18 protein-coding genes are annotated in these 22,983 nt (G+C 56.6%); 3 read left to right on the top strand and 15 right to left on the bottom strand.

Features of this window, described 5'->3' with window-relative positions; genetic code table 11:
- Positions 1-187 precede the first annotated feature (187 nt).
- From gntK to FHS18_RS20035, 8 genes are all read right to left on the bottom strand, one after another.
- Positions 188-1,714 carry a gluconokinase gene (gntK, locus tag FHS18_RS20070; RefSeq protein WP_183602182.1) on the bottom strand — a complete coding sequence of 509 codons (1,527 nt, stop codon included), beginning with the start codon at positions 1,712-1,714 and terminating at the stop codon, positions 188-190.
- A 49-nt stretch (positions 1,715-1,763) separates the two neighbouring features.
- On the bottom strand, positions 1,764-3,125 hold the full coding sequence (locus tag FHS18_RS20065; RefSeq protein ID WP_183601914.1) for a GntP family permease: 1,362 nt from the start codon (positions 3,123-3,125) through the stop codon (positions 1,764-1,766).
- 162 nt (positions 3,126-3,287) lie between these two features.
- A complete protein-coding gene (locus FHS18_RS20060; RefSeq protein WP_183601912.1) occupies positions 3,288-3,959 on the bottom strand; it encodes a GntR family transcriptional regulator in 672 nt (223 codons plus the stop codon).
- 373 nt (positions 3,960-4,332) lie between these two features.
- Complete coding sequence (locus FHS18_RS35235) at positions 4,333-5,568, bottom strand: SEC-C metal-binding domain-containing protein (protein WP_183601910.1); 1,236 nt, start codon at positions 5,566-5,568, stop codon at positions 4,333-4,335.
- A gap of 208 nt (positions 5,569-5,776) precedes the next feature.
- Positions 5,777-6,508 (bottom strand): NAD-dependent protein deacylase, encoded by a 732-nt coding sequence (locus FHS18_RS20050; RefSeq protein WP_183601908.1) that lies wholly within the window; start codon positions 6,506-6,508, stop codon positions 5,777-5,779.
- A 159-nt stretch (positions 6,509-6,667) separates the two neighbouring features.
- Entirely contained in the window at positions 6,668-9,280 is a 2,613-nt protein-coding gene (locus FHS18_RS20045; RefSeq protein WP_183602180.1) for a polynucleotide kinase-phosphatase, read from the bottom strand.
- Positions 9,280-10,737, bottom strand: a complete 1,458-nt coding sequence (locus tag FHS18_RS20040) for a 3' terminal RNA ribose 2'-O-methyltransferase Hen1 (protein ID WP_183601906.1) — start codon at positions 10,735-10,737, stop codon at positions 9,280-9,282. Before FHS18_RS20040 ends, FHS18_RS20045 begins: the two co-directional genes overlap by 1 nt.
- Positions 10,738-10,765: 28 nt before the next feature.
- Positions 10,766-11,554 (bottom strand): nucleotidyltransferase domain-containing protein, encoded by a 789-nt coding sequence (locus tag FHS18_RS20035; RefSeq protein ID WP_183601904.1) that lies wholly within the window; start codon positions 11,552-11,554, stop codon positions 10,766-10,768.
- Positions 11,555-11,777: 223 nt separating this feature from the next.
- Here FHS18_RS20035 and FHS18_RS20030 point away from each other — a divergent pair, with 223 nt between their 5' ends.
- The 3 genes from FHS18_RS20030 to FHS18_RS20020 all read left to right on the top strand — a co-directional run bounded on the left by FHS18_RS20030 (position 11,778) and on the right by FHS18_RS20020 (position 14,532).
- Positions 11,778-13,091: a helix-turn-helix transcriptional regulator gene (locus FHS18_RS20030; RefSeq protein ID WP_183601902.1), complete on the top strand. Its 1,314-nt coding sequence runs from the start codon at positions 11,778-11,780 to the stop codon at positions 13,089-13,091.
- Complete coding sequence (locus FHS18_RS20025; RefSeq protein WP_183601901.1) at positions 13,078-13,974, top strand: WYL domain-containing protein; 897 nt, start codon at positions 13,078-13,080, stop codon at positions 13,972-13,974. Before FHS18_RS20030 ends, FHS18_RS20025 begins: the two co-directional genes overlap by 14 nt.
- An 84-nt stretch (positions 13,975-14,058) precedes the next feature.
- Positions 14,059-14,532 (top strand): cupin domain-containing protein, encoded by a 474-nt coding sequence (locus FHS18_RS20020; protein WP_183601899.1) that lies wholly within the window; start codon positions 14,059-14,061, stop codon positions 14,530-14,532.
- On the opposite strand, the gene FHS18_RS20015 is transcribed toward FHS18_RS20020, so the two are convergent.
- From FHS18_RS20015 to FHS18_RS19985, 7 genes are all read right to left on the bottom strand, one after another.
- A complete protein-coding gene (locus FHS18_RS20015) occupies positions 14,495-15,502 on the bottom strand; it encodes an aromatic acid exporter family protein (protein ID WP_183601897.1) in 1,008 nt (335 codons plus the stop codon). The two genes, FHS18_RS20020 and FHS18_RS20015, sit on opposite strands and share 38 nt — an antisense overlap.
- Positions 15,503-15,713: 211 nt before the next feature.
- The gene (locus FHS18_RS20010; RefSeq protein WP_183601895.1) at positions 15,714-16,358 is read right to left on the bottom strand and encodes a CBO0543 family protein; all 645 of its coding nucleotides are present in this window, start codon (positions 16,356-16,358) and stop codon (positions 15,714-15,716) included.
- Between the two features lie 104 nt (positions 16,359-16,462).
- Positions 16,463-17,851 (bottom strand): MATE family efflux transporter, encoded by a 1,389-nt coding sequence (locus FHS18_RS20005; RefSeq protein ID WP_183601893.1) that lies wholly within the window; start codon positions 17,849-17,851, stop codon positions 16,463-16,465.
- Between the two features lie 532 nt (positions 17,852-18,383).
- Positions 18,384-19,682 (bottom strand): AAA family ATPase, encoded by a 1,299-nt coding sequence (locus FHS18_RS20000; protein WP_183601892.1) that lies wholly within the window; start codon positions 19,680-19,682, stop codon positions 18,384-18,386.
- Positions 19,679-21,100, bottom strand: a complete 1,422-nt coding sequence (locus FHS18_RS19995) for an RtcB family protein (RefSeq protein WP_183601890.1) — start codon at positions 21,098-21,100, stop codon at positions 19,679-19,681. Before FHS18_RS19995 ends, FHS18_RS20000 begins: the two co-directional genes overlap by 4 nt.
- Before the next feature lie 418 nt (positions 21,101-21,518).
- Complete coding sequence (locus FHS18_RS19990) at positions 21,519-22,646, bottom strand: slipin family protein (RefSeq protein WP_183601888.1); 1,128 nt, start codon at positions 22,644-22,646, stop codon at positions 21,519-21,521.
- 100 nt (positions 22,647-22,746) lie between these two features.
- Positions 22,747-22,980, bottom strand: coding sequence for a hypothetical protein (locus tag FHS18_RS19985; RefSeq protein ID WP_183601886.1), 234 nt, complete (start codon positions 22,978-22,980; stop codon positions 22,747-22,749).
- Between the last annotated feature and the right edge of the window lie 3 nt (positions 22,981-22,983).

Below are 22,983 nucleotides of genomic sequence, written 5' to 3'. Positions count from 1 at the left end.
CCGCGTGTTCTTATTAAAAACTAGTAAAATTGTACTGCGAAATTCGACAATTTCCTATAATCACTTCGGGTTATTTTGTCGAATCATTGCCTGTTTGCAGCAAAAAATCCCGCCAGCCCCGCACTTGCGGCAGACTCAAACGAGCCTGCCTGCATATGCTTCGCTAACGGGATTCCCACTTCTGCGATTAGGATTCGAACAGCTTCTGCTGGAACTTCGCGATCGCCGTATACTCTTCTTCCAGCTTGCGCGAGATTTGAATATAGATCGGCAGCAGCTCGTGATAGACCGCAGCATGCTCCGGATTCGGCTTGTGCGAATGCGTAGCGCCGACCATGTTCGAGACGACGCTCAGCGAATCGATCTTGCCGAGCCCGTACAAGCCCAGCACGACCGCGCCAAGGCAAGAGCTCTCGAAGCTCTCCGGCACGACGACCTCCTGGTCGAAGATGTCGGCCATCATTTGACGCCACAGGAAGGAGCGCGCGAAACCGCCGGTCGCCTGAATCTTCGTCGGACGGCCGATCTGCTCTTCCATCGCCAGCAGCACCGTATACAGGTTAAAAATAACCCCTTCGAGCACGGAGCGAATGAGATGCTCCTTCTTGTGGTGCATCGTGAGCCCGAAGAACGAGCCCCGCGCATCCGGATTCCACAGCGGCGCGCGCTCGCCGGTCAAGTACGGATGGAACAGCAATCCATCCGCGCCCGGACGAACGCGCTCGGCGATCTGATTAAGCAGATCGTAGCTGTCGATGCCCAGACGCGCAGCGGCCTCAACCTCAGCGGAAGCGAACTCGTCGCGCACCCAACGGTACAGCATGCCGCCGTTATTGACCGGGCCGCCGATGACCCAATACTTGTCGGTGAGCGCATAGCAGAAGAATCGGCCCTTCGGATCGGTAATCGGGCGATCCACGACGGTCCGGACCGCGCCGCTAGTTCCGATCGTCGCGGCGACGACGCCCGGCTCGATCGCGTTCACGCCCAGGTTCGAGAGGACGCCGTCGCTGGCGCCCACGATAAACGGCGTAGAAGCGGACAGCCCCATCTCCGCCGCGTAGGACGGCTTCAAGCTGTTCAGCGCATACGTTGTCGGAACCAGTCTCGACAGCTGGCCTGGCGTGACGCCCGCGACCTTCAGCGCTTCCTCGTCCCAGTCGAGCTTGTGCAGATTCATCATCCCCGTAGCCGAAGCGATCGAATAATCGATGACGTACTCGCCGAACAGCTTGGCGAAGACGTACTCTTTGATCGAGATGAACTTGCTCGCCTTGCGGAAGCGCTCCTCATCGTCATGTCGCAGCCACATCAGCTTCGTAATCGGCGACATCGGATGGATCGGCGTGCCGGTCCGTTCATACAGCGCCTGTCCGCCATTGGCCTTCAGCCAAGCCGCCCATTGCGCGCTGCGGTTGTCCGCCCACGTAATGCAAGCGGTAATCGGCTTGCACTCCGCATCGACGGCGATAACGCTGTGCATCGCAGAGCTGAAGGAGACGAACATCACTTGCTCGGCCGTTGCGCCGCTCTCGGCCATGACTTGCTTGATCGTATGGATGACTGCTTGAAAAATAAGATCGGGATCCTGCTCGGCGATCGACGAAGTCGGGGTATACAGCGGATACCCCTCATTGGCCTTCGCGACGACTTTGCCATTCTCCTCGAACAGAACCGCCTTCGTGCTTGTCGTGCCGATATCGACACCAATCATGTAGGTCGTACTCAACTAAAGGACCTTCTTTCCTATCAAGGTTGCTTCGTTACACAACCGTGCTCAGAAGCAGAATAAAGATGAGACCGACAACGGACAGAATCGTCTCCATCGCCGTCCATGATTTCAACGTTTGGGTCACCGACATGTTGAAGAATTCTTTGACCATCCAGAAGCCGGCGTCATTGACGTGCGAGAGCACGAGGGAACCGGCGCCTGTCGCCAGGACGACCAGCTCGACGTTCGTGCCCGGGTTCATCGCCAGAATCGGCGTTACGATACCCGCGGCCGTCGTCATCGCTACGGTTGCCGACCCCGTCGCCACGCGGATCAGCGCCGCGACTAGCCATGCGAACAGAATAATGTTCACGTTGGCCTGCGTGGCCATCTCGCCGATGGCCGTACCGACGCCGCTGTTAATAAGTACTTGTTTGAACGCGCCGCCGCCGCCGATGATCAGAATAATCGTAGCTGTCGGAGCCAGACATTCGCTCGTGAATCGGGATACGTCTTCCTTCGAGAAGCCTCGCGCAAATCCGAGCGAGAAGAACGCGAACACGGCCGAGATCAAGAGCGCGATAATTTCATGTCCGATAAATTCGCAAAAATGCGTAATGCTGCTCGTCCCGTCCGGATCGATGATAATTGCGATCGAACCGATCAACATTAGAATAACAGGAAGCAGGATCGTAAACAAAGTGATGCCGAAGCCTGGGAGCTGACGGGCTTCTTTAGCCGCGAACTGTTCGGCCAGATCGGCTGGCGGCGACACGTCGATGCGGTTGCCGATGAATTTGCCGAAGAGCGGGCCGGCGATAATAGCCGTCGGAAGACCGATCAAGATGGAATACAGAATGGTTTTACCCAGATTCGCGCCGTAGGCATCAATCGCAATCATAGGAGCCGGATGCGGCGGCACGAGGCCGTGAACGGTAGAGAGGCCGGCAAGGATCGGGATACCGATCTTAAGCAGCGACATGTTGGTCTTGCGGGCTACGGTGAATACGATCGGGATCAGCAGAATGACGCCGACTTCGAAGAAGACCGGAATACCGACGATGAAACCGACGATCATCATCGCCCAATGCACGCGCTTCTGGCCGAAGCGGTCGACGAGCGTGGTCGCGATCTTCTCGGCGCCGCCCGACTCCGCCATCATTTTGCCGAGCATCGTACCTAGCGCGATAACGATGGCTATCGTGCCGAGCGTACCGCCAAGTCCGCCGGTGACGGATTTAATGACTTCTTGCGGATCCATGCCCGCGAGCAGTCCCAGCATAAGCGCCGAGATCAGCAGCGTGACGAATGGGTTCCACTTGTATTTGGCGATCATAATGATCAAGAAAACGATTGCGATCAGTGTCCATACGAGCAATGTTGCGTTATGGCTAAGTCCAAACAAGCTGTCCATGGATGCATCCCCTTTATGCTCTAATGATTCGTGGTGGCTAATCTTCTTACTATTCCCTGATGCGGGCAGCAATCCCATTCAGCCTTTAATGTATACCTGTCGACAAGTTGGCGGGGAGAAAAAGCGGAAGCTTCCTGCCATGCCTCCACTCGCGCTCTTGCCTTATGGCAAACTGTGATGAAGCGTAACCTGCGAATCGTTGAAATACGCATCGACGACGCCGCGAATAATATTCACGTCCTGCGAAGCAAGCCCCTCGATAATGGTCCGGTGCTTCTGTATGACCATCGCGAGCTTGTCCTCGCCCTTCCCGAACACCTCTTCCGTCGTAATGAGCATGACGGTCAAGACGATCAAGCGAATGCTCTTCCACAGATGCAGGATCCGAGTATGCTTCGAAGCCGTAATGATCGCTTCGTGGAAGGAGAAGTCCAGATAAGAGAACTCGACAATATCCTTGTGCTTAACGGCAAGCTCCATCTTGTCGATCATTTGCCGAAGGCTCGCCAGCAGATTCTCCGTGTCCGCGGTAGCCAAGCGCTGCTGCGCGAAGCTCTCGATCAGATACCGTACGTCGTACAACTCCTCCACATCGGTCATGCTAAGGCCTAGCACAACGGCCCCCATACGCTCCAAACGGATCAAACCTTCGTTTGACAGCGATTTCAAAGCCTCCCTGACAGGTGACCGGCTTGTGTTGAAATCGGCGGCGATCCGATTCTCCGAGATGACCTCGCCCGATTTAATAATGCCCCTAATAATTTGCAGCCTTAATTCGCAGGCGATCGAATCCCCAAGGGACATCCCCGCCAGCCATGCAGAAGGATACCGCATGTTAGATCGACTCTCCTATAGCTCAATTTCGTTCCGACTCGTCGCACGATCAATTATTCTCGATTGTAGCACACAATTGCAGTCAGATTCCATGAGCGAAGAAGCAAACTTAAGGTGCACGCGGCATTGGGCCGATATCCAGGTTCGAAACGCGATGCTTACGTGGAAATCGCTTGCATAATTAAGCTTCTTACAGTCATCAACAGTATACCTGTACACAAGTATTCTGGAATTAATAATAACGCTTACATTTAACTTTGTAAATAACCAATATGCTGCCTAATTTTTACACTCTCCATAAGTGCGCAAAAACGCCGCTACGTCTGAACGTAACGGCGCTTTCTCTTAGGGCTTCATCCCATGCTTAAGGGCATTAATTGCCCCCGCAGCACTTCTTATATTTCTTCCCGCTTCCGCATGTGCACGGCTCATTGCGGCCGACCTTGTTCTGCACATGCACCTGCGCATTCGGCACGATCCGCTTCGGAACGCCGCCGCGCGCCAATACGTTGGCCGCTGCTTCACGCCGGGCCGCCAGATCGGAAGGCGTGTGGCCCTTCAGCGTCCATTGACGCGTATGCTTCATAAGTTCCACCACGCGCTCGACGAGCGCTTCCAACAGCTGCCGGTCGGCGACGTCCAATTGCTCCTGCATCGACGCTACGATCTCTTGCAGTCCTGAACGCGCTTGAATCGACTCATGTACGGACATCGCGATCGCGCTCGCATCGTCCTCGCCCATGCTCCAGTTCTCCATCAAGAAACTCGTGAACTGAGACCATTGCTTGGTCCGTTCGAAGAATCCCGGCTGACCCGCCTCGATCAGCTGCTGCATCGAGAACGGATAGAACGGCACTTCCGCGCCGGCGTTATGCTCCTGTGCGATCCGTGCGGGATCCTTCACGCTATTATGCGATACGCCATGCGTCTCGTCGTATTGGAATTCGCCGCGTGCGGCTTCGTCCATCAACTGCTGATACAAATCGGCCGAAGGAATCGACTGCTTCGTGTACTGCTCGAGCAATCTGTGCAGCTTTACCTTGTCGAGCGTGCCGTAGTAATACAGCAGCCCCCTGGTCAGCGTCGTCCACGCATCATTGCGGCTCAGCTCAACTGCATCATTATTTGCCTCGGAAGCACCTGCCTCTGCAGGCGCTTCCGAGGCAGCCGGAACTCCGACCTCGCTCTTCAGCGCCTCCAGCACCTCAACGGGCATAACAAGCGACTGTTGCCCTTCCACGGTTCCCGTGAACGCGATACAACTATCGCTGAGGCCGCTCACGACCTGCTCACCGAACGTATCCGCCAGCGCAACGCCTTGGCTTGCCACCAGCTGCTGCAGCGCTTGCTTCATATTGTGTTCCATATGGCTAACGGCTTCCTGCGCCGCCTGCGGCAGCTGCTCTACCGTCATATCGATCAGGTCTTGCTTCTTCAAGCTGCTCTGCTTCGCAAGTCCAAGACTGACCCGGACCGCCACGAGCTCGTCCTTCGTCAACCTCCCAAGTGCCTCGCCGAGATGCAAGGGGTGCTCTATCGCCGCCCATCGCTTGGCCTCTGCCTTCGTTGCGCCTTGCTCTGCTGCCTGCTTGTCTATTACGCCAATCACCAACATCCCGCCTTATCACTATTCATTGCCAAACGCTCGTTTAACGGTAACATAGATGCGCTAGGGGCGTAAAGTGGAGCGAGAACTAGAATAACCTGCCAACTCCCGCCCGATGTACGTCCGATTACGTCGAATATTGCTGCAGCGAGAGCTATTATACGGCTCGGATGACCTGCCGCTATTGACCTCTCGCCTCGCGGATCATTCCTTAAACCAACGCCTGCAACACCTTCCCGATCCGATCCGCGACCTTGTAATTAGCCCGCCTGTCGAACGAGGTTGCCGACATATTAATGAGGACTAGCTTATCTCCTTCGTATTCCGCCACCAGGCCAGCCGCCGGATTTACCGTGAGCGAAGTCCCGCCGACAATGAGCACATCGCAAGCGGCGATATAATCCCTCGCGGCGAGCAGCGTATCCATATTCAGACTTTCTTCATATAACACGACGTCAGGGCGCACCAATCCGCCGCATGCGTCGCAGCTGGGCACCTGATCCGTATCGGATAGCATATAATCGAGATCGAACGATTTGCGGCAGCGCGTGCAATAATTGCGGTGAACGGAGCCGTGCAGCTCCAGCACGTTGCGGCTTCCCGCGAGCTGATGCAACCCGTCGATATTTTGCGTGATGACCGCCTTCAGGCGACCTTCCGCCTCCCACTGCGCGAGCACCTGATGCGCCGGGTTCGGCTTCGCTTCCTTGTGCACCATCTTCGTCCGGTAAAAGGCATAAAATTGCTCGGGATGCTTCAGAAAAAAACTCCGGCTCAGAATCACTTCCGGCGGATGCGAAAATTCGCGCTCCGTCTCATACAGTCCGGTGGCGGACCGGAAATCCGGAATTTGGCTTTCGGTCGATACCCCCGCGCCGCCGAAAAAGACGATGTTATCGCTCGCCTGGACAAGCTGCTTCAACTGCTGAATCTCCCTCTCCATTCGCCATCGCTGCCTCCTCTAATCCCATGTAAATTCCAATTTCATCCACCACGTAGCATACCATGTTTTCGCTGTTTCCCCAAAAGGGGCAAGACGGCAAAAGCCCGCCGGAAGCTTCCTGCCGGCAGGCCCATATCGCTTATATCCCTTGTATCGACCCTATAACCGCGGATCAACCGGATCCGATTCAAGAGCCAGCGCAGCGAGCACGCATTCGTGCATCCGCTCCACCGAATCCTTCCGGACGAACCGCTCGATGCCCTCCATGCCGAGCGCGAATTCGAGCAGCGCATGTTTCTCCTTCTTGCGCGTCTTGCGCTGTTTCAACCGCTTCAAGTTGTCCGGCTCCAAGTAGTCCATGCCGTAGATGATGTGCAGATACCGCCGTCCCCTCACCTTCAGCGCAGGCTGTACGAGCTTGCTGCCGTTACGCGTGCGATAGAACTCCGGCTTCACGACGATCCCCTCATGGCCCGTCTCGGTCATCTCCGCCCACCAGGCGATTGCTTCTTCCTCGCTTGCCGCATCGGTAATAACGCGGTACTCCGTCTCCATGAACAGCTTCGAACAGCCCGCCAACTCACGAGCATGCTCCATATGCCACACATGCGTCCGGTCAAAAAAAGTTTCTCCGCCGTGCGCGAGAATATGGAACGACGCGATGCGCACGCCTTCCAGTTCGTCGACATCCCAGCAATAATATTGAAAAGCTTGCCCGAACGTCTCCGCGTTCGCAAGTTTTCGTTCCCCTTCCTCGATCCAATCGCCCACTTCGCGGCCGGCCGCCTGGGCCTCCTTCAGCTTGACGAGCAGCTTCGTCCGATCAAGCATCGCCGCCTCCGCCACATGGGCATACTGGGCGGCGATCAGCTCCTTCGCCTTCAGATTCCACGGCAAGATCTCCGCATCGAGCACAAGGATATCCGTGTCGTACCGTTCGAAGTATTCGGACGTCCGCAGATCCTGCTGCAATTGGCCCAGCACCTTATGCTCCATTTGATTCGGGAAGAAGGCTCTTCCCGTTCGGGTATAGATCGAACCTGCCGAAGGGTATCCGATGTACGGAATCGCGGCCGCTTCGTCCTTGTAGATCGTCAGAATCGCCCGGCTGCCCATATGCTTCTTCTCCGCCACCATCGTCTGAACGCCTTGCGCCCGGTAATAGGCGAACGCTTCGCGCGGATGCTCCAGATACGCCTCATCCTCCGATACGGCAGGCGGACTCATCGTCGGCGGAATATAGAGCAGCTCCTCGATCGGAACGGTGAAGTGGGATACCGTGTCGATCGCGGCTTTGACGAATTCGCCGCGCACCTCGACCTCGCCGTAGCTATCGGTCACGACCGAGTAGCCCTCGATCAAGCGGCGCAAGTTCGGCGGCGAGAATCGGCGTCTGGCCCATTCCTTCAGCGGATTATCGGCAGCTTCCGAATAATCGCGGGCAGCCTGCACGCTGACGAACGCTTTCTCCGGATAGCGGTAAGCGGTCAGCTGGCCGCCGAATACGACCCCTTGGTCGATATTGATCGTGTGATTCACGACCGCCGGCTGTACCCGCGGATCATGCCCCCATACGATCAGCTCGCCCGTATTGTGATGCGCATACCATTCCTTGCGCACCGGCTTGCCCGCCGCGTCGAAACCATCCGTATCGCCATAGCGACAGAAATCGGAGATCCGCTTCGATTGCTTGCCGATCGCCTCATCGCGAATGCCCGCATGGGCCACCACAACGTGCCGGACGCCATTCTTCGTGAATACCAGGTGAGACGGCGCCTCGAGCAAGAAGTGGCTCATCCGCTGTCTCCACTGCGAGGCCGCTTCGCTGCCATGCTCCTGCGCAAGCTGCGCCAGCTCATCGGCAACCCGCTCATCGCCATGGCTGAGCGATACGTCGCGGCCGCTTAAGTAACGGGCGATCTTCCACCCGTGATTGCTGTCGACCATATAGGCCGCTCCGGCCTCCACATGCTGCTGCCAGAACATCATCGTGCGGATCGATTGCGGTCCTCTGCTCATCACATCGCCGACCGAGACCAGCTTGCGCCCTTCCGGGTGCAGGTACAGTCCTTCTTCGCCCGGCACATAACCGAGCTTGCCGATCAATTCGATCATCTCATCCCAGCAGCCGTGGATATCTCCGATAATATCGATGCCCGGGCCGATCTCCTTCAGCAGCGGATTGCTCCGACGCTCGAAGCGAAGCTCCGGCAGCTGCGCGTCTTTCAGAATGTAGACCGAGTCGAAGCCTTCTTCCTTCAAGCCGCGGACGGTGCGCTTGAATTGATGCGCCTGCTGCTTCACCCGCTGCTTGCCGCGCGGCTCCGCCCGTCCCGCGTCCCGTTTCAGGAGCGCCTCTTCAGGCACATCGAGCGCAACGACGACAACCGGCAGGTCTAGCCGATGGGCCAGGTCGATATATTTGCGGCGATCATCGGGATACAGATGGGTGGCATCGACGACGGACAGCTTACCTAACCCGCCTCTCATGCGCAGGATCGTCTCCATCGCCGCGAATGCCTGCTCCGAGATGCGCTGATAGTCGTTATACAGGATATCCGCCTCATGCTTCGGCCGCCCGCGCCAATCGATATATACGTCATCGCCGACGAGCATCCGGAACTGATCCGAGGAGACGACCTCTGTTTGGAGCAGGACACCTTCCTCTACCAGCCTGGCAAGCAGCGTCGATTTGCCGCTGTTGGATGGCCCCATGAGCAGCACGATGCCTGCATGCGGCAGCCGGATTGTCCTTCTCGTATCTTCGTTCATCATCGTTGTTCCCTCTCTTCCCTTCTGCTGAACACGGCCATCTGCGTCGGCTGGCCCAGCCCAGCGACTTCTTCGCCGATGCCCTGCATCTCGACCGTATAGCCGCTCGTACGCCACCGGTCGCACGCATCGGCGAACTCCCCGCGCGTCCATTCGAACCGGTGGTCGTTATGCCGCATGGACTGGTCCATCTCATATACCGCGTTGTACTCCCGGTTCGGCGTCGTGACGATCAGCGTCTGCGGGCGATACTCGTTCAGCACCGTATCCATCACCTTGTTCAATCGAGGCGCATCGATGTGCTCAATCACCTCGCACAGCACGATGACATCCTTGCCCCGCAGCGTCTCGTCATAATAGAACAGCGAGCCTGTTACCGGCGTCGGAACGACCTTCTGCCCGTGATCCGCCAACTTGTCGAACCGCTCGATCGCGCGCAGCTGCGACATCGCCGACGGCTCCACGGCTAGCACCTCCGCCACGCCTTCAACCGAGCTTAGCCGTGCGGCCAGCTTGCCTTCCCCGCTGCCGTAATCGACGATCGTGCGCTTGGCGTCCAGCCCGCTGACGAGATTCGTAATCGCCTGATAGCGCAGCTCATTGAGCCGAATCTTCGGCTGCTCTTCTGTCTGCGGCTCCTCTCCCATCCGCGGCTCACCATCTGTCTGTGGCTCCCCGTCGGCCATCGATTGCCCATCCGTTCCATCATCCGCATTCACCGGGGAGAGAGCCGCTTCCCTGCGCAACCTCGCTTCGAATTGCGCGATGATGTTGCTGAACCGCAGCGACCGCTTCAGGATCAGTTCCCGCAGCGGATGCGGATCCAACCAGCCTTCCCCGTAGCGAGCCAGCTTGTCGATCTCGTCCTGGCCCACATAGTGGTGCTTATAATCGTCGAGCACGGGGATGAGAATGAGCAGCTGGCGCAGCGCCTGCTGCAGCGTCACCTCGCCGCGGAGCGTCACGTACCGTACCGAGCTGCGCGATTTCAGTTCGAACGAATAGTCCGCAACTCCTCGCTCCAGCTCCACCTTATACCCGAGCGGCTCGAACAGCTGCTCCACGATCGCATCCGGCAAATTCGAGGCCACCGGGCCGAACGAGAGCGTGAACGGGAACGAATGCGTTACCCACGGGAGGTACTCCTCCTTCGTCTTACCGTTCAGTGCCGTCCCGAGCGCACTGCGGATGTATGTGCAGAACAAGCTGCTTACCACGAATTCACGGTCGTTGATATACTGCGTAATGTCGTAGCTGTCCGGACTTCCCTTGACCAGATCGACCGGATCCGGCGTCGCGTATAGCACGGCCTCCACCTCGTCATCCGTACAGACGGTATAGACCAGCCGCACGCGCACCCCTTTCTCGTCGCGGTCGTACAGATTGTTCGGGTTCTTCGCGAGCAGATAAGAGACTGCCCTTGCGTCAGTGCCTTCTGCCCTTATGATCAAATGCATAATGATGCCCTCCTCATCTCTGCCTCTTCTATTTGGTGCCCCATACCGTTGCCACTGCCGAGCGGAACAACTGATCGAGCTGCTCATCCTGGTCGACCTCTACCGCAGGCTGATGCTTCGCTGCTTCCTCGTAATAAGCGATGCGATCCTCGAGATAGTCGTTGATCACCTGCAATCTCGGTTCGAGATCCAGCTCCTCGCCGGACTTCTTGCGCGCGAGCAGCTCTTGCACCGCCCCGTAGAGCGCCGCTTCAGTCGAGAGCATCGCTTCGACCAGTTCGTCGAATGCGATCGGCGGCACCGTGCCATTCGCTTCGATCCACGCGCAGGCGAGAATCGGGCGCAGGACGTAGAAATATTTTTTAATCTTCACCTGCTCGCCTTGCAGGTAGACGCGGTAATTCCCTTTGGCCATGTGCAAGTAGTGGTACATGCACGACTTCGGCGAGAACGACAGCGGCGAGAGCGCCCGAATCTGATCCGCGAATCCGTACTGCTCCATGTACACCGTCGGCGATTGCAGCCATTCGAGCAGAGGCGGATTCGACTTGCGGAACAAGCCGAGCGCCTTGCGCACATCCCAGCCGCTGAAGTCAAGCAGGTCGCTGATCGGCCGCTCGATCACGTCTCTTCGCTCATAGATGGACAGATACCATTCCACCGGCCTTACGTATAGAAAACGAACGTCGTAGTCGCTGTCCTTGGACGGAAATCCCCATGCTCGGCTGCCGGATTCGCAGGCGTAGACGATGCGCACGCCTTCCTCGCGCTCGATCCGCTGCAGTTCTTCCTGTATGTGTCGTTCCATCGCATTCATCCGTAATTCCTCCTGCCTTCCGAGCGACATCGCCGCTCTTGTAACGTTTAGATTTTGCTGACAGGCAGCTTCCCGCTGCATCTATCGCTATCATCGCTTATATAAGCATGCTCGAACATGGCAAAAGTATGGCGACCTCTCGCAAAGTTTCCCATTTCTTCACTTCCCGCCCTTTGCTACAATAAATGTCATACGCGTATTTTCGAGGAAACGGGGTACCCGAATGGCCCGCGAAAGTTTTGACAAAGAAATTCAGTTCCTGCGCATGCTGGCCTTAACCAGCGGCGCTTATAACCGCCAGCAGTTTGCCGAGCGGCTCGGCATCTCCGTCCATACCTATGACAAGACAATTCGCCGGCTGAAGTCGATCCGCAGCACCGTGTCCGAGGAACTGCCTTCCGAGAACGGGCAAGAGCTGGCCGAATCCCTTCGCTACAACTACTATGAAGCGACCGATCCGCTGCTCTTGTTCCTGTATCGGGCCAAGTCCGTGAAGGAATCGGAGAGCTTCCGCCTGTCGCTCCTCATCGCCGCTCTGCAGGACCAGACGCTAACCGCGATGGAGCTGCTTGATCATTGCGTCGCCTCCATGCCGCCGGAGGCCGCGCTGCCCGACGAGAAGACGCTGCGCAGCGATCTCAAGTATCTGGAGGAAGTGGGCGTCATTCTGCGAGAACCGGGCGGAAGACCTTACCGTTACAGGCTGCACAACGACCTCGTCACGCAGCTGACGGATGAGGAGCTGCTCCATCTGTACGATTTCGTCGACGTGATGGCAGGTACGCAGGTGCCGTCCGTGCAAGGGTATTTGCTCCGCGACAGCTTGAAGCAGACGCTGCGGACGCGCGGGATTGACCCGGCCAAGAACGAAGCGTTCCGTTACAAATACCACTATTACTCCCGCATTCTCGACGAAGCGCATCTGCACCCGCTGCTGGCGGCGATCGCGGAGCGGCGGATCATCCGGTTCGTGTACTACTCGCCGAAGGCCGGCAAGTCCTACGCCGCGCAGCATACGAATCCGGTCTTCTCGCGGGAAAGCGAAGGCGCTCGGGTACAGATGCTCCCGCTTCGCGTCGTCTACGACCATCAGTACGGACGGTGGTATTTGCTCGGCCAGACCGCCAAGCAGCAGGTCGCCAAATTTCGGCTCGAAGGGATGACCCAGCTCGAAGAAGGCGAACCGGTCAGCGAGGAGGAATTCGCCCGCAGGCTTGCGGTTCTCGATGCGAAGACCAAGCTGAGCTGGCTCGTCGATACGAGTTATCCGGTCAAGATCCGGGCACGGTTCTACAATCCCGAGGAGGCACGCTCGAATTTCGTGAAGGAGCGTGTGCTGCTGCAGGGGCAATGGGGACTCATTACGGAGGAAGACGACCACTCGTTCGTCTACGAGATCACGGTGAACGGCATGACCGAAATCAAGCCTTGGCTGCGCAGCTTCGGATCGAGCTGCGAGGTGCTGGAGCCCGAACGTCTACGGCAGGAATTCATCGCCGAATGGAAGGAGATTCAGCGCTACTATGAGCCTATTTGAGAAAGTGTTCAACTATCAGGTGCTCTCCCGCATCCGGGATGCCGGCGCGATCGCCCTCACCCGCCACGAGCGCGCCTGGCTCCGCACGATGCTGCACCATCCGGCTGCGGCAGACGCGCTTGACCCGGAGACGCACAGGAAGCTGATCGCCTTGCTGGCAGGCGACGACGGGGCGCTCGATACGGCTCCGGCGCTGCAGGAGAAGGCCCGCAGCGCGGAGGTGCAGGTCTATCACCCGCTGCTGCGCGTTCTGAGGCGAATGCTGTCCGGGCAATCCGGCTTCCGGCTCACCTTCCGGCTGCGCAACGGGCGCGTGCAGCGCCATGAGCGCGGCTTCCCTTACCAGCTCGAATATTCGATGGTGAAGCGCGAGTGGTATGTGCTCTGGTATCACTTACGGCGCCGTTCGTGGATGGCCACGAAGCTTGCCAACATTATCGAAGTCGAGCCGATGACCGTGCCGCCCCGAACCGCCATTGCGGTCATGAAACGTCTTGCCGTCATGCAGCATGTGCGCAAAGAGCAGGTAACGGTTGAAGTCGTTCCGGCGTATAACAAGGAGTTGTCCCGGATTCTATACGCCTTCTCTTGCTTTGATAAGGATGTCGCCTACAACGATGCGGCAGATACGTACCGGATTACGCTCAATTTTCCGGCAGACGAGAACGATTATTTGCGGTCCAAAATCCGTTTTCTCGGCATGCGGGTGAAGGTGGTGGAAGGCGCCTACTTCCAACAGCGCATGTATGAGTCTGCGACGAAGGCGCTGGCGCGGTATGGTGTCGTGAGTGAAGCAGATGGGACGGCCGAATCCGGCCTGGAAGAAGCGAGTTTAGCGGATGCGCACACGCCGGAAGCGATCGGGGACGGTACGGCCTCTTAGCCTTCCGGGGTTGCAATTCCGCTTTTTTTTCACTATCGTTACAAGATAGCACGTTAATGTTGTGGAAGAGGAGAGAATGAGAGCATGACAACGCCGAAGCGTTCCCCATTGATCGAGCAGCTTGGCCTGCATCCCCATGTCGAGGGCGGTTGGTACAAAGAGCTGTGGAAAGCGAATTTCCAAATTTCCAAAGAGGTGCTGGGAGGCAAATATTCCGGTCCCCGCCCTGCCGCAACGTCGATCTACTTCTTGCTGCATGAAGACGAGACCTCCGATTGGCACGTCGTTCTGTCGGACGAGCTGTGGCTCTACCATTCCGGCAGCCCGCTGCGCCTGACGCTGGGCGGTTCCGGCGATTCGCCTGAGGACGGGGAGGAATTCATTCTGGGCCTCGATATCGCAAGCGGACAACTGCCGCAAGTGCTGATCCCCGCCGGCGTCTGGCAGAAAGCGGAACCGCTGGGCGAGGAGCCGGTGTTCGTCTCCTGCGTCGTCGCGCCAGGGTTCCATTATGACGACTTTACTTTGATTCCGAGGAACGCCTCCGCAGCCGAATAACCGCTGCGTTCGCCTCCTCCCACTTGCTGCCGCTGCGGATCGTATCGACGAAGCGTTCGAGCTCATTGGCGAATGCGAACAGATTGGCTCTGTTCTCGAACTCTTCCCGCGATTCGGGCAGCGGCAGCAGCTTGTGGTATTCACGGATGCCGCGCAGCATCTCATGGTAATGCTCCGCCTGGCTCTGATTATCCAAATTCGAGCTCACCAGCTCAATGAACTCCCCGATCCTTGCCCCCTGCTCCATCGGCGCATTAATCCGGGGCACGAACGGCAGCATCCGTTCGATCAGCTCGAACTGCCGCTGCTTGGCCTCGAAATGTTGGGCATAGCTGCTTCCTTTTTTGCCGCCGCGGCTGTTCTCCGCGTCGAGCAGCGCAATCCGCCGCGCTTTGGTCAACTTATCGTTAAGCTCCAGCACTTCTTTCCCGTCCCACAGCGTATCCCTGTTCCGCAGATATTGCGCAATCTCGTGCAGAATCTGCGTAATGAGCCGATCGATCTCGCGCCGGTAACCGTTCATCTCCTTATCGATGCTTGGCATATACCAGTTAATGACGAGCGCAACCCCAAGGCCGATCGCGACGACCAACACCTCGTTGAGGAAGAAAGCGTCCGACAGTTCGCGATGCATATACACATGCATCACGATGACGATGCTGCTCGCAATCCCCTCTTGGATGCCGAGCCAGACGCAGAACGGGATAAACGACAGCAGCAGCAACAGGAACGTATATGGATAATAGCCGATAACCTCGAATAACAAGCTGGAGTAGAATAACCCGCTCACGCACGCCATCGCGCGGCTTATGGCCGCCGAATACGACTGCTTGCGCGACTTCTGGATACAGAGCAGCGTCAGTATGCCGGCCGCGGAGAAATAGTCGAGCCCCAGCGACTGCGCGATCAGAATCGAGAGCGTCACCCCGATCGCCGTCTTCATCGTTCGAAACCCAATTCTAACTTTCATCTTCTTCACCTTGCTTCCTCTGCATGTCCTAATTACATGCAGGATTCCTAACTTCTACCCCACATCTTACTCGCATGGACAACGGGATTGCAAACCACATGCAGCAGGAAATCCGCTTATCGACCAGTACATGTTACGGTTACAAAAAAACGGTAATCCAAGACTTGAAGCGCAAGTCGTGAACTACCGTTGTGAGCTGCTGTTGTGGCCGCTATCGTTGTTTCGTTTTGACGCGGAATGAATTTCGTCCCGGCAGTTTCACGATCCAAGAATCATTACCCGCTTCGTTATTGCCATGTTTATTCAAAGCGATGAATAATGCAGTGAAGCCGATCGCAAGCGCAAACACAAGCAAATAGAGCAGATACAAGTAGAAGAAGTTCATCCCCTTATACATGCGGAACAAGTCCATTTGCACGAAAATCGGTTTGAGGCCAAATGCGTACGCCGCACATAGTCCCGCACCGCACCAATAGAAATTCCATCTCCTATGGAGACACCATTGGTAGAGCAGCATGAACGAGACGGGTACCAACGAGGTATCAAGCGTAATGCTTTCCGGCAAGTACGGCATGATTTTGAACGGATATCCCCACGCACCATGCTCGACTCCGTATGTATCGATATAACTGAACCAGATATGAACATTTAATCCGAAGAAGCCGAGCAGGAATGCCTTGCGCCGATCCATCTTCCATAGGAGCACAGCTAGGGGAACGAGGAACAGCGTGGCAAGCAGCCAGAATTGCCACGTTCCCATATTGGAATGTTGAAGCCAGTAGTCTTGAATGGTTTGGGATTCTTCAATTTTAGCTTGCCTGATCTGTTCGAAATGTTGCGCTTGTCCTTTATCCACGTCTTCGCACCTCCACTCTTACTGTTTCCTGTATCTGCCTTAACATACATTTTGGGGACAAAAGAAGGAGCGGATGCCCACCCGGGAAACCGCTCCTCGTATCGTTACACCAATTTATGCGCGTACCACTTCTTCCCTCTGTATCGCCAGAGGAATAATGCTCCTCGCACGCCCCATTCGCTGTTCATCGCGAACCATACGCCGATGATGCCGTAACCGAGCGTAATGCCGAGCACGTACCCGAGTACGATCCGGAACAGCCACATCGACAGCATCGACGTGATCGAGGTAAAGCGCGAGTCGCCGGCTGCCCGCAGACCCGAAGGCAGGATGAAACTGATCGACCATAACGGAATCTGCGCAATGGCGTTGATCAGCACCACCCAGAAGATATCGTCCACGATTTCTTCCGGCGGATTGAACAGACTGACCATCGGATGGAACAGCGGCAGCAGTATGATCGTCATGAGGATGAACGAATACGTGCCCAGCCATAGGAACGAGCGGATGAACTTCCGCGCATCCTCGATATTCTTCGCCCCGATGCATTGGCCGACGACCGTGACCAAGGTGATCGACATGGCGACGGCCGGTATCTGGTACACCATCGCGATCGTGCCGCTGATCGCATTCGTGGCGATCGCATAGGTGCCCAGGCTGACGATGAACACCTGCGTCAGCATTTTGCCGCCGTTGAAGAACATCTGCTCGGCCGCGAACGGAAGGCCGATCGTCATAATCTTTTTCAACATGACCCATTGCACATGGAACAGCTCCGCCAGACGCAGATGCAGCGAGACGTCCCACTTCAAGATATACAAGACCGCGCAGATCGCCGCACCGAACCGGGCCACGTTCACCGCGATCGTCATGCCCAGCACGCCCATATCCATGAGCGTAATCAAGATGACGTTCAAGAGCACATAGGACACATTCATAATTAAAGATAAGAACAGAGATACCCGCGATTTCCCGATTCCCCGCATCACGGCGCTGACCGCCTGTACGATGCCGATCCCCAGGAACGACGTACAGCTGCCGATCAAGTACACCCTCGCGTTATCCATCACGTCCGAGGGAGCAGAACCTAAGAGCAGCCTGAGCAGCGGACCATGCAATGCCATCACTAGCAGTCCGATCCCTAACGCGCACAAGGATACGGCCGCGATGCTCGCACCTGCCGCCTTGGACACCATGGAATCATTGCCGCTCCCCTTGTACTGGGCAACAATGACGGTTCCGCCCGTAGCGATGGCGACGAACACGTTCACCAGGAACACGTTCAGCGAATCCACGGTACTGACGGCGCTGACCGCCGCTACGCCCGAAGAGCTGATCATCGCGGTATTCACCAGATTCAGCCCGATGATAAACGCCTGATCGATCAAGATCGGAAGGAATAGCGCGATCACTTTTCTATAATCCATCGAGGCGCCGGACAAATATTTGTCCAACCATCGGTGGGTTCGAACCCGTACTTGCGATTGCGCCACGGCTATCACATTCTTTTCTACTGAAATAGTGTAGTGCTTAAGTGTTTACTATAATAACATACTTCGTCAGATCCGTTCGCAGAAATGTTCACGGGCTGCAATGTTTCTTAGCAATCTGCACCAGTCAAGCTTACAGACGATATGCGAGTTGAAAAGATAGCAGCACATAAAGAAATGCGAGAATGCTCATTACGCCTATGGCGATCAGGATAGTACCGGCTCTACACGAACGAGACGGCAACGCTTTGGACAAAAAAACGCCGCCTTTCGGCAGCGTCATTCTAATCCATTATAATGCGCCCCGCATAGGCACCTGCCTCTTTACCCGCGGTTCCAACTGATAGCCTTACGTCATTAATCTGCTCGCCCTCGCTTGCTGGCTTCACGGCCTGATAGCCGTTTTCCTGGTTGGCGCATGTTTCGCCATGTATCATGAACGAAGGCCATGTTTCTTCGCTCCATCGTAAGATTGACACTTGAATTACACCTCTTCATCTATACTTATTCCATCTGTAGCACATCTCATTCTCGCCTAGATGGCCGCAAAGCCGACCCGGCCGCCGGTCTGATCCTGGAACCACTCCTGCGTCCGTCCCTTGTGCAGATCCGCCTTCAACCGGCTCACCAGACGCGGTACGTTCAATGTCCGCTCTTCGTACCATTCCATTGCCGCCGACACGTACAGCTCATTGAGTTGGGCAAAAGAAAACCCTTCGGTCAGCCGCGCTAGTTCCTCTAGCTCTCCAACCTCCAGCAGCTTCGGCATCCCTTTGCGATGCAAATATTCGCCGCGTTGCCCCACATCCGGCAGCTTGATCTCGTAGGCACGGTCGAATCGGCCGGCACGGTTCATGAGCGCCGGATCGATCTTCTCCGGATAGTTCGTCGTCCCGATGAGAAAAATGCCTTCCTTCGACGTCGCCCCGTCGAGCGTATTGAGAAAATACGAGCGTGCACGCTCCGGCATCGAATCGATGTCCTCCACGACCAGGACCATCGGGGCCATCGCCGCGGCCGCCTCGAACACCTCTTCAATCGTATCGCTGCACGTATGTTCGGTAATTTGCCAGTACGCGACTGGCGCCTTGACGCTGCCGGCGATCGATTTCACCAGCGTCGTCTTCCCGTTGCCGGGTTTGCCATATAATAAGATCCCCCGCTTGTAGGGGATGTTGAATGTCTCGAAGAAACTCCGATCCTCCTCGAAGAACCGGTCGATCGAGCGGAAGATGTCATGTTTGACCTCGGAAGCCATCAGGACCTCCTCCCGCTCCACCATCACCGTGATCGGTTCCAGCTTGCGCTGCGTTCCATCATGCCCATCCGTAAACACGGTCACCTGCTCGCGGTCGAGCGCCCTGCGGCGCCGCTTCATATCCGCCAGAAACTCCTTCAGCAGCTGATCGTCCACGGCGAAGATCACGTCCTCGTGATCGATGCCGTACCGGCGCATGACCGGAACCCTCGCCAGCGCGGTACCCCATTGCGGGTACAGAAACAGATGGTTCGTCTTACTCGTGTAGAAAGGGACATTCTCTTGCAGCAGCGAGAACGAGCGGGATTCGAGGAACTCATAGATTTGAGCGACGACCTCGATCCGATCGCTCCCTTTGAGCAGATCCTGCTCGACCATGTCCCAGCAATCGTCGATATTGCTTTCGCTGGTGTACAGCTCATACTGCCAGCCTTCGCCCGCTTCCAACAGCCGTTTCATCCGGCTGATGGCGATGCTGAAGTTCTGCATGACGAATAAGGTCCGGTCGCTGCTCTCCTCTGCGCTGATCACATGCGTTATTATTTGATCCCCTTGAAGGTTAACCGGCTTAATCATGAAGCTCCTTTCACGGTGGCCAGCGGCTTGCACTTAGCTACGACCTGAGCGAGCCCTGCACCGACGACACTGTCGATAATTTGATCCACGTCCTTGTAGGCTTGCGGCGATTCGTCCACGATCGTCTCCAGCGACCGTTGGTTGACGACGATCTCCTCGTCCGTCCCGACCCGCAGCGCCTGCGCGAATTCTTCGACCGTCACCAATCGCTTCGTTGCGCTGCGGGAACGAATCCGACCTGCCCCGTGACAGATGGAGTAATAATTGTCCGCGCCGCCCTGGTCCCCGACCATAATATACGAGGCGGTCCCCATGGAGCCGGGGATAAGCGCGGGATGCCCCGTTGCCAGATACGGCGCCGGATTGTCGGGATGGTCTTTCGGGAGCGCCCGCGTCGCGCCTTTGCGATGGACGAAATACGCGTTGTCCCCATGCTTCTCTTCCCATGCGTAATTGTGCATCAGGTCATACAGCGTCTTCGTCTCGAACTTGCTGCCGAACACGTCCTTGCATGCTTCGCGTACCGCATAGGCGATCAGATGGCGATTCACGACCGCGTAGTTCAGCGCGCTGTACATCAAGTTCACGTACTGGTACGCCACCGGATGATCAAGCCGCGCATAGACCAGCTTCGGATCCGCCGTCCCGTACCCTTCCTGCCGCATCACCTTGGCCATATCGCTCGTGCAATACGTGCTGACCGCGCCGCCCCAGGCCCGCGAGCCGGAGTGAATCATCACCGCGACCTGCCCGTCGAACAGTCCCCAGCTTTCGGCAATGGCCCGGCTCTCTTCCGCGATCTCAATGACCTGCAGCTCGACGAAATGGTTGCCGCCTCCGAGCGTCCCCAACTGCCGGTGCGACCGGTGCCAGATGATGTCGGGGAACTTATTCAGCACCTCTTCGTCGAGATAAAACTTGCTCCGTTCCACATGCGTCAGCGACGTCGCTTTGCGCGGCGTATAGCCGTCCGGAATGTATTTTTTCGGCAAGCCGTGCAGACCCTTCGTGACGATCTGCTCCAGCCGGATATCCGAGAAGTGCCCGCGCGCATGCTCCTCGACCGGCAAATATTTCTCGATCGTCTTCACCAGCTTGCGCCGCAGTTTCACATCCCGCACATCCTCCTTGCGCAGGTTCGTCAGATGAACCCGCATGCCGCAGCCGATATCGCTGCCGACGATCGACGGGGACACATAGCCGCTCTCGGCTTCCCACACCGCCGTCGTTCCGATACAAGTGCCGACGCCGACATGGACGTCAGGGGTGTAGCTCATATAGGTTTGATTCGGAATTTGCAAATTGTTGCCGGCCATCGTGAACACCTGATGATTCAGGCCATTAAAGATCTCATCGCCGGCGTAGACGTGCACGACTCCCGAAGGCAGCTGCACCTGCCGATAATACGTTTGTTCCATGTTCATAAAACCTCTTTCTGTTATCCGTTCTCGCTTGGGTTTTCAACCGATTACTGAGCGTCATCCTCACCTGCAACAACCTCCTCTTAAAGTCTCCACGTCAACTCTGATGCTAAAAAAGCGCGCAAAAAAGCCACGGACATTCTCAAGTCCGTGGCTTATCGCTGCGCTTTGCGCCGCTTCCATCGCCGCTGCCAACAGGCATGCGATTGGTATAGGTGCGCTAAAAGGCAGAAAGTCCGTGGAGACCAAAGAAATGGGCTGTTGTATTCAATTGGTTAACGTTCGCTACAATTGCCATCATTTTGTTGGCCTCCCTTCGATTTGTTAGTCTTATCTTACGTGCAGCACCCTTGCAGCGTCAATGGGCAAGAATCGTTATAACGATTCTTGCCCACTTAAGTCGCTCGTGCCGGCGTTACGCCTCTTTGGTTGCTTCCACCGCGCTTGCGCCGAGCAGCGTGTTCAACCGCTCCAGCAGATTCGAGCCCCCGGAGAGCGAGATCGTGCCGATCTTCTCGCATATTTTTTCGAGGAATTCCAGCTCCTTCAGGCGGTACAACGTCTTGTTCTCGTCCATCAGCTTGGCGGTATTGAGCAGGCTCCGCGTCGAAGCGGTTTCCTCGCGGCGGGTGATGAGCGTCGCCTGCGCTTTTTTCTCCGCGAGCAGCACCGTGTTGAGAATGTCCCGGATCTCGCCAGGCAGGATAATATCCTTCACGCCAGCCGAACGGAACGAAATGCCGTATTCCTCGCTCTTCGCGTTCAGCCGCTCCAACACGAACGCCGCCACCTCCTGCTTGCTCCGCAGCAGCTCATCCAGCTTCAGCGTCCCGACATATTCGCGCAGCACCAACTGCAGCTGAATGTAGATTTGCTCCTCGAACGCCTTCATTTCGAGCGAACGCATCGGATCGACGATCCGATATTGGCAGACAAAATTCAGCCGCAGCGTGATTTTATCCTCGGTCATCATCTCCTGGCCGTTCAGATCCAACTGCTGCTGCCGCAGGTCGATCGTCTTCACGACCGGCTGAACGGCACCCGTACGCCAAAAATAATATTTCCCGGGCATTAGCTCCCGCTGCAGCACGTGATTGTAATACAAGTAGCCACGTTCGTAGCTGGCCACATCAAGTACCGATATATACGCATGAAGCCGCGGAATGATCGCCTTATCGATCTCAGGGCCGAGCTCCGGATTGCGCAGATCCGCCCGGACGACATGATGCCGCTGCAGAACGGTCCAGAACGCATAGCGCCCGGCGGTCAGCAAGCGATGGAACTTGCCGTCGATATAGTGCAGCGCCAATTCGTGGTCGCTGACCTCCACGACCTCCAGTTCCCGCGTAAGGTTCCGGTCCTGCAGGAACAACGGCAGCTCCATGCCTTTTACCTCGAATGGTTCGGTCACCTTAACCACCGTCACCGTCTGGCTGCGCAGCTTCCAGATCCGGTAGCTCCCTGGCGGCAGTACTTTCTTATATTGGCCTTTCTCGAATAACAAGCCTCGCTCGTCCGCTTGAATGATGATGTTCGTATACATAGGTAATCTCTCCCTTTTGGCGTAATCTTCGCCGCTGCTACTTGCAGCAATCCTTCCGGCGGCAATGGCGGAGCCATGCTTGAGAACGTCTCGCGTTTACTTAGCGATACCCTTGCCATCCTCGCGTATTCTGCCTGCTCACTTTCAGCAGAGATAACACGTTAGGCAGCAACAGGTTCGTAATCGGCAAACGACGGGCATCCGGTATCTGCCTGGCTGCAAAGCCTTGCGCCGGCGGCCTGCCCTCTTGGGCAAGCCAGAAGGATTGTCTGCTTTCGCTCTCTTGGAATAGTGCCGAGGTGTAATCGGCAGCTTTGTCAGTTAATCGCTCCACAGC

The organism is Paenibacillus phyllosphaerae, from assembly GCF_014192105.1.
GTDB lineage: Bacteria > Bacillota > Bacilli > Paenibacillales > Paenibacillaceae > Paenibacillus_Z > Paenibacillus_Z phyllosphaerae.
The sequence above is the reverse complement of the archived record's forward strand: the minus strand, read 5'-3'. Positions and strand labels throughout refer to the sequence as shown.